At 64.0% G+C, this 14,280-nt stretch carries 13 protein-coding genes and 1 riboswitch; of the genes, 5 read left to right on the forward strand and 8 right to left on the reverse strand.

Annotated features, from left to right (window positions below):
- From ACYP01_RS19650 to thiO, 4 genes are all read right to left on the reverse strand, one after another.
- Positions 1 to 771: ABC transporter ATP-binding protein (locus ACYP01_RS19650; RefSeq protein ID WP_459681869.1), on the reverse strand; the 771-nt coding region annotated here is incomplete at its 3' end.
- A 129-nt stretch (positions 772 to 900) separates the two neighbouring features.
- Positions 901 to 1,653, reverse strand: a complete 753-nt coding sequence (gene thiG / locus ACYP01_RS19655) for a thiazole synthase (RefSeq protein WP_007726857.1) — start codon at positions 1,651 to 1,653, stop codon at positions 901 to 903.
- On the reverse strand, positions 1,646 to 1,861 hold the full coding sequence (gene thiS / locus ACYP01_RS19660) for a sulfur carrier protein ThiS (RefSeq protein WP_003944402.1): 216 nt from the start codon (positions 1,859 to 1,861) through the stop codon (positions 1,646 to 1,648). The genes thiG and thiS overlap by 8 nt, the downstream gene beginning before the upstream one ends.
- Positions 1,858 to 2,937, reverse strand: a complete 1,080-nt coding sequence (thiO, locus tag ACYP01_RS19665; RefSeq protein ID WP_459681872.1) for a glycine oxidase ThiO — start codon at positions 2,935 to 2,937, stop codon at positions 1,858 to 1,860. The genes thiS and thiO overlap by 4 nt, the downstream gene beginning before the upstream one ends.
- Positions 2,937 to 3,083, reverse strand: a riboswitch (TPP riboswitch). (Overlaps the previous gene by 1 nt.)
- 26 nt (positions 3,084 to 3,109) lie before the next feature.
- Here thiO and thiE point away from each other — a divergent pair.
- Complete coding sequence (thiE, locus tag ACYP01_RS19670) at positions 3,110 to 3,805, forward strand: thiamine phosphate synthase (protein WP_003944422.1); 696 nt, start codon at positions 3,110 to 3,112, stop codon at positions 3,803 to 3,805.
- Between the two features lie 248 nt (positions 3,806 to 4,053).
- Entirely contained in the window at positions 4,054 to 4,185 is a 132-nt protein-coding gene (locus ACYP01_RS19675; RefSeq protein ID WP_003944354.1) for a hypothetical protein, read from the forward strand.
- A gap of 92 nt (positions 4,186 to 4,277) precedes the next feature.
- On the opposite strand, the gene ACYP01_RS19680 is transcribed toward ACYP01_RS19675, so the two are convergent.
- Positions 4,278 to 4,922 (reverse strand): NUDIX hydrolase, encoded by a 645-nt coding sequence (locus ACYP01_RS19680; RefSeq protein WP_007726853.1) that lies wholly within the window; start codon positions 4,920 to 4,922, stop codon positions 4,278 to 4,280.
- 158 nt (positions 4,923 to 5,080) lie between these two features.
- Between ACYP01_RS19680 and ACYP01_RS19685 the strand changes: the two genes are divergently transcribed.
- The 3 genes from ACYP01_RS19685 to ACYP01_RS19695 are packed head-to-tail and all read left to right on the forward strand — an operon-like array spanning position 5,081 to position 9,778.
- Positions 5,081 to 6,442 carry a hypothetical protein gene (locus ACYP01_RS19685; RefSeq protein WP_459681877.1) on the forward strand — a complete coding sequence of 454 codons (1,362 nt, stop codon included), beginning with the start codon at positions 5,081 to 5,083 and terminating at the stop codon, positions 6,440 to 6,442.
- Positions 6,443 to 6,456: 14 nt separating this feature from the next.
- On the forward strand, positions 6,457 to 7,443 hold the full coding sequence (locus tag ACYP01_RS19690) for a glutamate ABC transporter substrate-binding protein (RefSeq protein WP_003944406.1): 987 nt from the start codon (positions 6,457 to 6,459) through the stop codon (positions 7,441 to 7,443).
- A gap of 7 nt (positions 7,444 to 7,450) precedes the next feature.
- Positions 7,451 to 9,778: a serine/threonine-protein kinase gene (locus tag ACYP01_RS19695; protein ID WP_058228018.1), complete on the forward strand. Its 2,328-nt coding sequence runs from the start codon at positions 7,451 to 7,453 to the stop codon at positions 9,776 to 9,778.
- Positions 9,779 to 9,811: 33 nt separating this feature from the next.
- Here ACYP01_RS19695 and ACYP01_RS19700 read toward each other — a convergent pair whose 3' ends face one another.
- From ACYP01_RS19700 to fgd, 3 genes are all read right to left on the reverse strand, one after another.
- A complete protein-coding gene (locus ACYP01_RS19700; RefSeq protein ID WP_064114311.1) occupies positions 9,812 to 11,011 on the reverse strand; it encodes an acetate kinase in 1,200 nt (399 codons plus the stop codon).
- Between the two features lie 2 nt (positions 11,012 to 11,013).
- Positions 11,014 to 13,092: a phosphate acetyltransferase gene (pta, locus tag ACYP01_RS19705; protein WP_459681882.1), complete on the reverse strand. Its 2,079-nt coding sequence runs from the start codon at positions 13,090 to 13,092 to the stop codon at positions 11,014 to 11,016.
- 146 nt (positions 13,093 to 13,238) lie between these two features.
- Positions 13,239 to 14,252 (reverse strand): glucose-6-phosphate dehydrogenase (coenzyme-F420), encoded by a 1,014-nt coding sequence (gene fgd / locus ACYP01_RS19710; protein WP_003944371.1) that lies wholly within the window; start codon positions 14,250 to 14,252, stop codon positions 13,239 to 13,241.
- Between the last annotated feature and the right edge of the window lie 28 nt (positions 14,253 to 14,280).

Raw genomic sequence — 14,280 nt, forward strand, 5'->3', positions numbered from 1 at the left:
GACCACCAATGCCGGGGCAACACCGGAACCGTCCTCACGCACCGTCAACCCCTGCGAGAGCAACACACTGCGCAACGCATCGAGCTGAGGACTACGCACCCGCACCGTCGACTCCGACGAACGATCCACGAACTCCGCCACCGTCGAATCCGAAATCAACCGACCCCGACCGATCACCACCAACTGCTCCGCCGTGAGCGCCATCTCCGAAAGGAGGTGACTCGACACCAACACCGTGCGGCCCTCGGCCGCCAACCGCTGCATGAACTTACGAATCCAGACGATGCCCTCCGGATCGAGACCGTTGACCGGCTCGTCGAACAACAACACCTTCGGATCCCCCAACAACGCACCCGCCAACCCCAGACGCTGCGACATACCGAGCGAGAACCCGCCGGCCTTCTTTCCCGCCACCTCGGACAACCCGACCAACCCGAGCACCTCGTCGACGCGGGACTTCGGGATCCCGTTCGAAGCAGCCATCCACTGCAGATGCGCCCGCGCACTGCGATTGGGATGCACCCACTTCGCATCCAACAACGCACCCACCGTCCGCAACGGCGTCTTGAGCTCGCGGTACGGCTTGCCCTCGATCAACGCCGCACCCGAGGTCGGCTGATCCAAACCCAGGATCATCCGCATCGTCGTCGACTTGCCTGCACCGTTCGGGCCCAGGAAGCCCGTCACGATGCCCGGCTTGACCGTGAACGACAAATCGTCCACCGCTTTCGTCGGTCCGTAAACCTTGGTCAATCCCCTCAGTTCAATCATGAGGAGAACTTTGCCCTACCGGCAATGACCAGCACATCGGCCACAGGTCTAGTTCCGAGTGGTACTCAGGTAGGACACGAAGCCGGACAATCCGGGCATAACCCTGAGAAAACACCCGGAAATGGTCCGTCAGGACGATGCTTGGGCCCAGAACCGCTTGGGAATCCGGCCGGCGTGACGCGCTTCGAAACCTGCTACCACTGCGTGCCGCATCGCCGACGCCATCAACGCGGGATTCTTGGCCCGCGTCACCGCTGTCGCAAGCAGGACGGCGTCGCAGCCCAACTCCATGGCAAGGGTGGCGTCGCTGGCCGTTCCGATTCCGGCGTCGAGGATGACGGGCACACCGGCGCGCTCGACGATCATCTCGATGTTGTGCGGATTCGCGATACCCAGCCCTGTCCCGATGGGTGAACCGAGCGGCATGACTGCCGCGCAGCCGACCTCTTCGAGGCGAAGCGCCAGCACCGGATCGTCCGTCGTGTACGGCAGGACGGTGAATCCGTCGTCCACCAATTGTTCTGCGGCGGAGACGAGTTCGATTGCGTCGGGCAGCAGAGTCCGCTCGTCGGCGATGACTTCGAGTTTGACCCAGTTCGTCTCGAGCGCTTCGCGTGCCAACTGCGCCGTCAGGACCGCTTCGGCGGCGCCTCGACACCCGGCGGTGTTCGGCAACGGTTCGATTCCGAGGCGACGAAGCAGGTCCAGAACGCCGGTGCCGCCGGCCGCGTCGACTCGCCGCATCGCGACGGTGGTCAGTTCGGTACCGGAGGCGACAAGCGCTTCCTCGAGCACCGCAAGGTTGGCGGCGCCGCCTGTCCCCGTGATGAGCCGGGAACCGAAACTGCGGCCCGCGATAGTGAGAAGGTCCTGCTCAGCCACCCTGCACCGCCGTGAGGATCTCGATTTCCCAACCACGTCCGACGGATTCGTCCCAACGCCCGCGAGGAAAGAGCGCACCGTCGACGGCGACGGCGATGCCTTTGCTCGGCAACTCGAGGTGCGTCAGAAGTTCGGTCACCGTGACTGCTCGATCGAACTCGAGATCTTCGCCGTTGACGGTGATCCCGATCGGGACCTGCTCACTCATGAATTTTCCTTAGCTACTGCGAACCGCTCGGGTTCGGTTCCTTTTACCTCGACCAAAGATGTGCCGTTCAGCAACGCGACCGTCGCATCGGCGGTGACGGGCGTCAGCAGGACTCCGTTGCGGCCGTGCCCGGTGGAGACGACAACACGATCGGACACGCGCCCGATCAACGGCAGGTTGTCCGGCGTCATGGGACGCAGACCTGCCGCGCACTCGTACAGTTCGTATTCGCCGATCGCCGGCATCAGGGCCTCGGCGTCGTTGATCAGGTCCCGTACGCCGGCCATCGTGACCTGTGTATCCTCGCCGGACTCGTATTGTGTTGCGCCGACGACGATTCCGTCACCGCGCGGGACGAGGTAGGCGGGCCGGCCGTGGACGCTGCCACGGATGGTACGGCTGGGCGCCGGGGTGACTCCAGGCCTACTGCGCAAGCGAAGGATTTCGCCCTTGACCGGGCGTACCGGTAGCCCGGGCCACAGCTTGGGTGACGCGATACCGGCGGTGAGCACTATCTGATCGGTATCGAGTTCGGCGAGGTCGCCGACGGCCCGCGCGATCAATTCGACGCCGGATTCCGCACAGGCCTTCTGCAACGCCGCCAGCAGAAGTCTGTTGTCGACGGCGGACTCACCAACAGCCATCAACCCCGACCGGATGCCCCGGCCCAGCATCGGTTCGAGTTCACGGATGCGCGCGCGACCGAGAACTTCGAGTTCGTGCCCCTGCGAGCTCACCCACTCGGCGATGGTCTGCAGGTCCTGCGCGTCGGCAGCATCGAGTGCAACCGTCAGCGAGCTGTCCGCGGTGAAGACCGATTGCCCGAATTTTCCGAGCTCCTCACCGAACGTCGGCCACCGTTCCAGGGACGCTGCACCGATTGTCAACGCGGTTTCTTCACCCGGCCAGCCTTCGGAAAGCGGGGCAAGCATTCCGCCCGCCACCCACGAAGCACCTGATCCAATGGACGGGTCGTACAACCGAACGGCCCACCCGTCGCGGGCTGCTCGCCACGCGATAGCGAGACCGATGACACCGCCGCCGACAACCGACACCGTACGAGCGTGTGTACTCACGAAACTCCACCTCCACTTCCTGCGCCGGCATGATCCGGGTCAGGTCTGACGGTCGGGATCTGGTCGCGATCCCCTCTCAGCCCAACGAACCTCGCAGTCACGACAAAAAGTGACGACGACGTTTCAGGACTCCCGTGTCGAACCTTGCTCCCTAGAGGCTACCGTTTGCTCCGTGCACCCCACACATCCCAGTAACGACATCGACCGGCGCGAGCGCCTGGCAGCAGCACGGCTGTACCTGTGCACCGACGCGCGCCGCGAGAAAGGCGACCTCGCGCAGTTCGCCGAGGCAGCATTGTCCGGCGGAGTCGACATCATCCAATTGCGTGACAAAGGCTCTGCCGGTGAGCGCGAGTTCGGCCCGCTCGAGGCCAAGGACGAACTGGTGGCGCTGGGCATTCTCGCGACCGCAGCGCGACGCCACGGCGCATTGTTGGCCGTCAACGATCGCGCGGATCTCGCGATGGCTTCCGGCGCCGACATCCTCCACCTCGGCCAGAACGACATTCCCGTCCCCTACGCGCGAACCGTTGTCGGTGAAGACGTCGTCATCGGCCGTTCGACGAGCAGTCGCGCGCAGGCGAGTCTGGCCGCCATCGAGGAGGGCGTCGACTACTTCTGTACCGGGCCGGTCTGGGCGACACCGACCAAACCGAATCGAAGTGCGTCCGGTTTGGAACTGGTTCGATCGACCGCCGACGCCGCACCGCCGCGGCCCTGGTTTGCGATCGGCGGCATCGACGAGGAACGTCTGCCAGAGCTGCTCGATGCCGGCGCCACGCGCATCGTCGTCGTGCGTGCAATCACGCAAGCATCGGACCCCCAGGCGGCCGCGCAACGCCTCGCCGCAGCCGTCGCTGGGCGCTGAAAGCCGGTAACTGGCGTTCGTCAAGTGTTTGCCGGGCGATTTCCGCACAGTTACGGGTCAGCACGCCTGACTCGAATTGTGAACGGAAGTTGTCCGATCAGACAACAAACTCCCAGTTCCTAGGTGCGATTGGATGTCCGAAAAGTCGGATTAAGTGATCTTGCTCACAGTTGCTTCGATTGCGTGTCACATCCCATTCGGTTTGTTGTAGTTTACCTCCAGTTACTAACTGAACCTAGGAGCACTAAATGGGATCCCTCGACACCGGCTCGCTCAGCACCGAATCGCTCGAAGACCTGAACCTCGGCAAGATCAGCGAGCTGCTCAAGCTCGGTATCACCGCGGTCAGCTTCATCACGGCGCTGAACTCGCTCAGCTGAGCCTCGTTTCGGTCGACGACCGAAACACCGAAGGGCCGGACTCCCGAGGAGTCCGGCCCTTCTGCTGTGTACGAACTGCGAAGACTCGACTGCTACGACTGGGTACTGCTCGCCTCGGACAGGTTCTGGTCGCTGCCTGCCTGGTCACCGCGTGCCTGGTCGCTGCCTGCCTGGTCGCTGCCTGCCTGGTCACTGCCGTGGTGGGAACTACCCGACAACCATCCGAATCCGCCGTCCTCGAGCACGACGGTGTGCGGATCGCCGTCCACGGCCACAACAGGCTCGGTCCGGAGGTCGGGCCATGAGGAACCGAAGCCCGGATGCAGCGGCAGTGAGTCGACGTCGGCTTCGCGTACCCACCGCAACTCGGTGCTCTCACCATTGGCAACCGTCGACAGTGGATGCGCCGCGTCAGCCACGACGGTGGTGTAAGTCCACCCGCTCTCGGCGCGCATCGTCACTACTTCCCCGCGAACACGGACGGCGTCCTCGGCGATACCTGCTTCTTCGTGTGCTTCCCGGACGGCAGCGTGCGTCGTGCTCTCGTGTGAGTCCCGCGCTCCGCCGGGCAGTGCCCACGTTCCGCCCTGATGGCTCCACGCCGCACGATGCTGCAGCAAGACCATGGGTGATCCGTCCGAATCGGGGGCACGCAGAAGCAGTCCTGCAGCTCCGTGTTTACCCCAATGCCGAGTACCGTCCGATCCGATGGACCAACCGTCACCGTCACCACGCATCGACTACCTCGCTCCGCCTGCTCTCGCCGTTGTCCCACACTAACCGTTTCAAACTGCTCCAGGTGTAGGTGATGCTTATATGCTCGCGAAGATGCCCTGAATCATTTCTCGGCGGCATCATTTCTCGGTAGCCCGCCTACAGCGAAGTGAGGTGCTCGATGGTCGACCGTGTCGTCCCGTCCATCGAACCCCGGTCGCTGCCGCCCTCCGAGGCCACATCAGTGTCGGCGGAGGACGAGCAGGCACTTCTGCGGCGCGAACTGCAGGCCTTCATGTCCTCGACGCCTGGCCGGTTGACCGTCGTCGGACTGATCCTGATCGCGATCACTTTGATCGCCGGACTCCTCGCCGCCGCAGCGATCGAGAACCGCCAGGCGAACCTCGACCTCCTCCTCGTCGAAACCGAGCCTCTCGCCAACTCGGCCCAGAATCTCTACAGTGCGTTGTCCTTGGCAGACGCCGCCGCGGCCACCGCCTTCATCTCCGGCGGCCTCGAACCCGCCGAAGTCCGCGACCGATACACGCAGTCGATCGGTGAGGCCTCTGCGGAGATCGTCCAGGCGTCGGCCGGTCTCGACTCGACCGATCTTGCCGGTCACAGCGCCTTGACCACCATCTCGACCGACCTCTCCGTCTACACCGGGCTGGTCGAAACTGCACGGGCGAACAATCGCGTCGGAAACCCGGTCGGGGCAGCATATTTGAGCGAGGCCTCGCAGTTGATGCAGACCTCGCTGCTGCCGATGGCCCAGCAACTGCACGCCTCGCAGGAGACGCTGGTCTCCCAAGTACAGCGCGATTTCGAGACTCCACCGTGGTGGCCGATCGTGGCGTTCGTCTTCGTGCTGTGCGCGCTGGTGGCGACACAGATGTACTTCTCCCGCAAGAGTCGCCGACGCTTCAATCTCGGGTTGATCCTTGCCTCGCTCGCGGTCGCTGCAGCTCTGCTGTGGCTGCTCACGGTCGGACTGGTCTCCGCACTGGCCACCGGGCGCGCGCTCGACGCCGGGGCCGAGCCACTGCACGAACTGACCGAGGCACGAATCATGGCTCAGCAAGCACGCACCGTGGAAACCCTCACGCTGGCGAGGCGGGATTCGACCGCCGAGGACAACGTGACGTTCACCCGCAAGGTCGATGCTCTGCGGGACATCCTCGAGGGCCTGCAAAGCGACGAACGCGCCCGAGTGAACAGCGAAGTGCTGACCGCCGCACTCGACTCGCGCCAGCAGTGGGTGGCTGCGCACACGCGCATGTACGACCGTCTCGGAAACGGCGACTTCACGTCCGCCGCAGCCATCACCATCGGCGCCGGAGAACACGATTCGGCCGCGGAGTACGGAAAGCTCGATCACGAACTCTGGCAGGGAATCGTGGATTCGCGCACGAATCTTCGGTCCGACGTCTCGTACGCCTCCCGGGTGTTGGCTGCCTCTGCACCGGGCATGTCTGTATTGGCAGTTCTCGGAGTTGCCGGAATCTTCATCGGATTCTGGCCTCGACTGCGGGAGTATCAGTGACGGGAGTACCGGTGATGCGGAGGAAGAGCCCGGCCGTATGTGTCGCGGTTCTGGCAGCGGCCATGCTGGTGCTCGCCGGTTGCGGTGCGGATCGAGCCGAAGACTTGGACAACGCAGGCGCCACGTCGTACACGGAACCGCCGCTGCCGGCCGAGGCCACCATCGCTCCCAGCCCGACACCGACGACTACCGCGTCGTGCACCAACCTCACCGCGAGCCTGCGGCCCACCCCCGCAGACGCATCTCCGCAGCCACCCACGCCGAGCCTCGACGCCATCCGCGCCCGCGGGCGGCTGATCGTGGGCCTGGACACCGGTTCCAACCTCATGAGCTTTCGCGATCCGGCCACCGGGCGCCTCGAGGGTTTCGACGTGGACATCGCCCGCGAAATCGCCCGAGATCTGCTCGGTGACCCGGAGAAGATCGAGTACCGAATCCTGACGTCGGACGATCGGATCGCCGCACTCCAGGAATCGATGGTCGACGTGGTCGTCAAGACCATGACCATCACGTGCGAGCGGCGCGAGAAGGTCGACTTCTCGACGCAGTACTTCTCCGCTGAACAACGAATTCAGGTCTTGCAGGGGTCATCCGTCCGCGGCATCGACGACCTCGCAGGCAAGCGGGTCTGCGCTGCCCGGGGAACGACCTCGGCCACTCGAATCCAGCAACTCCAACCCGAAGCCACCGTCGTCACCGTCCCGATGTGGTCCGACTGCCTCGTCGTCCTCCAACAGGGGCAGGTGGACGCGATCAGCACCGACGACACGATCCTCGCGGGCCTCGCCTCGCAAGACCCGTATCTGATGATGGTCGGTGGCTCACTGGGCGTCGAACCGTACGGAATCGGAGTGAACAAGGACAACCCCGACTTGGTCCGATTCGTCAACGGAACACTGGATCGGATCCGGAGCGACGGGACCTGGAACCGTATCTACGACCGCTGGCTCAGCGTCCTCGGTCCTTCGCCCGGTCCCCCGCCGGCCGTCTACCGGGATTGAGGCTGACATGACCGAAGAAACCGGCCCCGAGCCCGACGCCACGCAGGCTTCCATGCGTCCCGAACCCGAAGCCACCGGCGCCTACGAGCGGCCCGAGCCCGAAGCCACGGGCGCCTACGAGCGTCTCGAACCGACCTCGGCCCAGATACGAGGAACCACGCCGTCCGCATCCTCCTCCCCGACCGGCCGCTCCACTCGATCCCGCCGCAGCCGGTCGGGACGAAAGCTGCGCCTCGGCGGCGGCCTGGTCGAGGTTCCCCCCGTCCCTCAGATCGACCCCGCATCTGCGGTGATGAGTGACCCGACCGTCCCCGAGCGGAAACGGTTCTGTTGGAAATGCAACGAACCAGTCGGTCGTAAGAGCGCAAGCACCAAGGCAACTCAGCACGGCACCTGCCCCAAGTGCGGTTCCACTTTCGACTTCCGCCCACTCCTCGAAGAGGGCGAATTGGTGTCCGGTCAATACGAGGTTCAAGGGCCCATCGCGCACGGCGGCCTGGGATGGATCTACCTCGCGATCGATCGCAATGTCAGCGACAGGTGGGTAGTTCTCAAGGGGCTCTTGCATTTCGGTGATTCCGAAGCGCAAGCCGTTGCGGTGGCCGAGCGTCAGTTCCTCGCCGAGGTCGCCAACCCCAGCATCGTCAAGATCTTCAACTTCGTCGAGCATCCACGCCCGGACGGCACACCCATGGGGTACATCGTCATGGAGTACGTGGGTGGGCGATCATTGCGAGAGGTGCTGGCCGAATTCCCGGACGGCAAGCACATGCCGATCGAGCAGGCAATCGGCTACGTACTGGAAATCCTTCCGGCGCTGAGCTATCTGCATTCCACCGGCCTGGCGTACAACGACCTCAAGCCCGAGAACGTGATGGTCACCGAGGATCAGTTGAAGCTGATCGACCTCGGCGCCGTGTCCGGAATCGAAGACTACGGATACCTGTACGGTACCGCCGGCTATCAAGCACCCGAGATCATCGAGACCGGTCCGACCATCGCCTCCGACATCTTTACCGTCGGAAGAACACTCGCGGTTCTCACCCTCGACATGCCTTCGAAGCACGGACGGTACCTCGACGGCCTTCCCGAACCCGAGGACGAGCCACTACTGCGCGACCACGAGTTCTTCCACCGTCTACTGCTACGCGCCACCGACCCGGATCCGAAGAAGCGATTCCAGTCCGCCGAGGAAATCGCGGGACAACTCACCGGCGTTCTGCGAGAAATCCTCGCCGAGCAAACCGGGCAGGAGAATCCCGGACTCTCGCTCGTGTTCAGCAGGCAGCGAACGTCTTTCGGCACCGATGAATTGGTCGGGCAAACCGATGTGTACGTCGACGGTGTCAGCCACGACGCCGCTCTCGATCCGCGCGAAGTTGCGCACGCACTTCCCATTCCGTTGGTCGACCCCACCGATCCCAGCGCGCCGTTGCTGGCGGCAGCGGTGCACAGCGAACCGTCGCAGACCCTCGATGCGTTGAAACACGCCCGCGAGAACGGAATCGACCGAACATCGGGCACACCGGCGGCCGCCGTCTCGGGCGAAGTTCGACTGGCCGAGGCCAAAGCTCATCTCGATCTCGGTGATCCGGAAACCGCACTGACAGTTCTGGGCGAACTCCAGCAGAACATCGGGGACCACTGGAAGATCGAGTGGTATCGAGGACTTGCGGCGTTACAACTGGACCGATTCGAGCCCGCTTTCAGTCACTTCGAGACAGTTCTCACCGCACTGCCCGGCGAGGCTGCACCAAAGCTGGCGTTGGCAGCGACGGCAGAACTGATTCTCCAGCACTGGGAGAGCGACGACCCGGACCAATGGTGCCGCTTCTCCGAGAAGTACTACCGCACCGTCTGGCGGACCGAACGAAACTACGTGAGCGCAGCATTCGGGCTCGCCCGACAACTCGCCGATCACGGCAACAAGAAGGCAGCCATCGCCGCCCTCGACGAAGTACCCACGTCTTCCCGGCACTACAACGTCGCACGGATGTCCAGCGCTCTGACGATGCTGTCCGGCGTTCCGATCGCCGAACTCGACGAATCGACTCTGCGGGAAGCCGCCCGTCGTGTTCGGGCGCTACCTGCTGAAGAGAGCCGAAGCCTGCAGATGCGAACCCTGGTGTTGGGCACGGCACTCGATTGGATTCGCTACGGCAATCGCTCGCACACCGAACTCGAACCCATCCTCGACCTGCCCTTCACCGAGCAAGGTCTGCGCACCGGAGCCGAAGCCTGCCTTCGCGCCCTCGCTCGCGCCACGACCTCCCGCACGCACCGCTACGCCCTCGTGGACCGGGCGAATGCGGTGCGTCCGCGCAGCAATTTCTGACGGACGCCCCGAGGTTTACAGTGCTGCAGAAACCTACAGTGCGGCCACCAAAGCCTTCGCCGCGCGGGCGATCGCCAACTCCTCGTTGGTGGGGACCACCAGCACCTCGACAGCCGACGAGGATGCGGAGATACGACGCTCGTCGCGACTCTTCGCCTCGTTGAGAGCCGGATCGACCTCGATACCGAGACGGGAAAGCCCGGCCAGGCTGTCGCGTCGCACGTCGATGTTGTTCTCCCCGACGCCACCGGTGAAGGTGATGACGTCGACGCCACCGAGTTGAACGATGAAGGCGCCGATGTACTTACGGAGCATGTGCACGTAAACGTCGTACGCAAGTTGTGCGTCTTGGTCGCCGCCCTCGATCAGTGCGAGCAGGGCACGGAAATCGTTGACTCCCGACAGTCCCTTCAAACCGGAGCGCCGGTTGAGGAGGTCGTCGATCTCGTCGACCTTCATTCCCGAGTTGCGATTGAGGTGCAAGATGATGCCTGGGTCGATGTCGCCGCTGCGGGTGCCCATGACAAGACCCTCGAGCGGGGTGAGGCCCATCGTGGTGTCGATGGCCTTGCCGCCCTTGATTGCCGAGGCCGAAGCGCCGTTTCCGAGGTGCAGGACTATCTGATTCAGCTCGGCCGGATCCTTGCCGAGGAACTCCGCGACCCGTCCAGACACGTATTCGTGTGAGGTCCCGTGGAAACCGTACCGGCGAATCTGGTTGGCCTTGGCCACATCCCGATCGATCGCATAGGTGGACGCCGCCGCGGGCAGTGTGTGAAAGAAGGCAGTGTCGAACACTGCGACGTGCGGAACGTCGGGCAGTTCCTCGCGCGCCACCTCGATACCGATCACGTTGGCGGGATTGTGCAGCGGCGCAAGGTTCGACAGATCTTCGATGGCTTTCACGACGCCGTCGTCGATGAGAGTCGGCGAATAGAAGATGTCACCACCGTGCACGACTCGGTGCCCGACTGCGATGATTCCGGCCTCACTCAGCGGCCGTCCGACCTCGGCGACGATGTCGAGCACCATCTTCAGACCTGCGCGGTGATCGGCGATCGGAAGGCTCCGGTCTTCGACTCCGGTGCGGTGGTTGTAGACGATGTGGCCGTCGGGCTCACCGATGCGCTCGATGAGGCCGTGCGCCACCGATTCCGCCGTATCCGGATGCACGAGTTGAAATTTGATCGATGACGAGCCGGAATTGATGACCAGTACGGTGCCGTCGCTCACGCTTACGCTCCCTGTGCCTGTATTGCCGTGATAGCCACGGTGTTGACGATGTCCTGGACCAACGCTCCACGCGAGAGATCGTTGACCGGCTTGTTCAGTCCCTGCAGAACCGGGCCGACGGCGATAGCGCCGGCGCTACGCTGCACTGCCTTGTAGGTGTTGTTGCCGGTGTTCAAGTCCGGGAACACGAACACCGTGGCCTTGCCCGCCACCAGAGAATCCGGCATCTTCTTGTCGGCGACACTCTGCTCGACGGCGGCGTCGTACTGAATGGGCCCTTCCACCAACAGGTCCGGTCGGCGCTCGCGCACCAAAGCGGTCGCGGTGCGAACCTTGTCGACGTCGGCTCCACTGCCCGAATCGCCGGTGGAGTACGACAGCATCGCAATGCGCGGGTCGATCCCGAACTGCGACGCCGTCTGTGCGGACGAGATCGCGATGTCCGCCAACTGCTCCGACGTCGGGTCCGGAACCACGGCGCAGTCACCGTAGGAGAGAACGCGGTCGGCCAGGCACATCAGGAAGATGCTCGAGACCGTCGAGACACCGGGGGCGGTCTTGATGATCTCGAACGAGGGTCGAATCGTGTGAGCGGTGGTGTGCGCAGCGCCGGACACCATGCCGTCGGCAATTCCCAAGTGCACCATCATCGTTCCGAAGTACGAGATGTCGGCGATCACCTCGCGGGCCCGCTCGATGGTCATGCACTTGTGAGCACGCAGCGCGGTGTATTCCTGTGCGAAGCGCTCGGTGTACTCGGACTGCGCGGGTGCGAGTACCTGCGCGCCACTGATGTCGACGCCGAGTTCCGCTGCGCGTCGACGCACACTGGGTTCGTCACCGAGGATCGTCAGGTCGGCAACCTGGCGCTGCAGCAGCCGGCCGGCCGCGCGCAGGATCCGGTCGTCGTCACCCTCAGGCAGGACGATGTGCTTGCGATCGCGTCGAGCACGGTCGATCAGCTTGTACTCGAACATCTGTGGGGTCACGACGGACGGGATCGGCAGTGCCAGTCGGTCCATCAGGACGTCGGCGTCGACGCGCTGTTCCATCAAGCTCAACGCGGTGTCGACCTTGCGCTGCGAACCGACTGCCACGCGTCCGCGGGTTTGGGCTGCGGCGCTTGCGGTGTCGAAGGTACCGAGGGTTGTCGTCAGGATCGGAAGACGCTGTTTGAGGCCGGCCATCAACGCTGCGATGGCTGGGTGCGGTGTGATTCCGCCGTTCATGATGATGCCCGCGAGCGACGGAAATCCTTCCGCCTCATGTGCATTGAGCAACGCGAGCAGTACGTCCGAGCGATCGCCCGGTGCGATGACGACCATGCCCTCGACCAGACGCTCGAGGATGTGCTCGGCGGTCATGCCGCCCACCATCACCTTGAGCGCTTCGCGGTGCAGCAGTTCCGGGTCACCCGAATACAACTCGCCGCCGGTGGCCTCCATCAACTCGGCCATCGTGGGCGAGACGAGCAACGGAATCTCCGGCAGGCTCCACGTCGGAACACCGATGTCGGACAGCGCTGCGGTGACCTCGTCGAGCTTGTCGGGATCGCAACGATTGGCGACGACGGCGAGCAGATGAGCGTGGTTGGCGGCCAACTCGGCGGCGCATAGATGCGCGAGCTGGGCGACCTCCTCGACACTGCGCCGAGCGCCGCGTACCGCCAGCAGAACCGGCGCGCCGAGGTTCACGGCGATGCGGGCGTTGAAGCTCAGCTCGCTCGGGCTTGCTACGTCGGTGTAGTCACTTCCGATGATGACGACGGCGTCGCACTGCTCGGCCACGGTGTGGTACTTCGCGACGATGTCGGCCAGCGCGGCTTCAGGATCGGCGTGAACCTGCTCGTAGGTGACGCCGAGTGCGTCGGCGTAGGAGAGATCGGCGGTGGTGTGCTCGAGCAGCAGTTCGAGGATGTAGTCGGTTTCCTCGGTAGAGCGGGCGATCGGGCGGAAGACACCGACCCGGGCGACGGTCGCGCACAGCATCTGCAGCACGCCAAGCGCGATGGTGGATTTTCCGGTGTCACCTTCAGGAGAGGCAACGTAGACACTCGACACGGCAGCGGGCGCTTCTGGCATGCCCAACAGCCTAGTGTGGGCCGCCGCCCACCTTGCCACTGATCGTGGTCACGCTCACGCTCGTGCCGACAACCGGCGGCTACGAGAAAGACGAACGGTGCCTGCCACACGTCGAGTGGCAGACACCGTTCAGTTGCTCTCGAGGATCAGCCCAGAGCACGCAAGCGAGGCGCGAGGTCACGCTCGAACAGTTCGAGGAACCGGCGCTGATCATGGCCCGGTGCGTGGAACACCAGGTGATTGAGACCGGCATCGACGTAGGCCTTGACCTGCTCGACGGCGTCGTCCGGATCGGAAGCGACGATCCAGCGCTTGGCCACCTGCTCGATGGGCAGAGCGTCGGCAGCGGCTTCCATTTCGATCGGATCCTCGATGCTGTGCTTCTGCTCCGGCGTCAGGGACAGCGGAGCCCAGAAGCGGGTGTTCTCGAGTGCAGCCTCCGGATCGGTGTCGTAGCTGATCTTGATCTCGATCATCTTGTCGATGTCGGCGACGTCGCGCTCGGCCTTGGCTGCGCCCTCGGCAACGGCTGGAAGCAGCTTCTCGGTGTAGAGCTCCATGCCCTTTCCGGAGGTGCAGATGAAGCCGTCACCGGCACGTCCAGCGTACCGGGCGACAACGGGTCCGCCGGCCGCGATATACACGGGAATGCCACCCTCGGGAACGTCGTAGATCGACGCGCCACGAGTGGTGAAGTACTCGCCTTCGAAGTCGACACGATCGCCCAGCCACAGCTCACGCATCAACCGCACGGACTCACGCAGCCGCGCGAAGCGTTCCTTGAACTCGGGCCACTCGCCCTGGAAGCCGGTGGCGATCTCGTTGAGAGCCTCACCGCTGCCGACGCCGAGCATGATGCGTCCCGGGTAGAGACATCCCATCGTCGCGAACGCCTGAGCGATGACTGCCGGGTTGTAGCGGAACGTCGGCGTCATCACGGACGTGCCGATCTGCACGCGCTCGGTGCGCTCACCGACGGCGGTCATCCAGGCGAGCGAGAACGGTGCGTGGCCACCGTTGTGGCGCCACGGCTGGAAATGATCGCTCACCGCAACGGAATCCATGCCGTGCTGCTCTGCCAGAACTGCCAGCTCTACCAGTTCGCGAGGGCCGAATTGCTCAGCCGATGCCTTGTATCCGAGCTTGAGTTCCTGCGCCACCGTGCACTCCCTTGTCGTCTGTTTCGTT

It is taken from the genome of Rhodococcus sp. no. 34 (assembly GCF_054589475.1).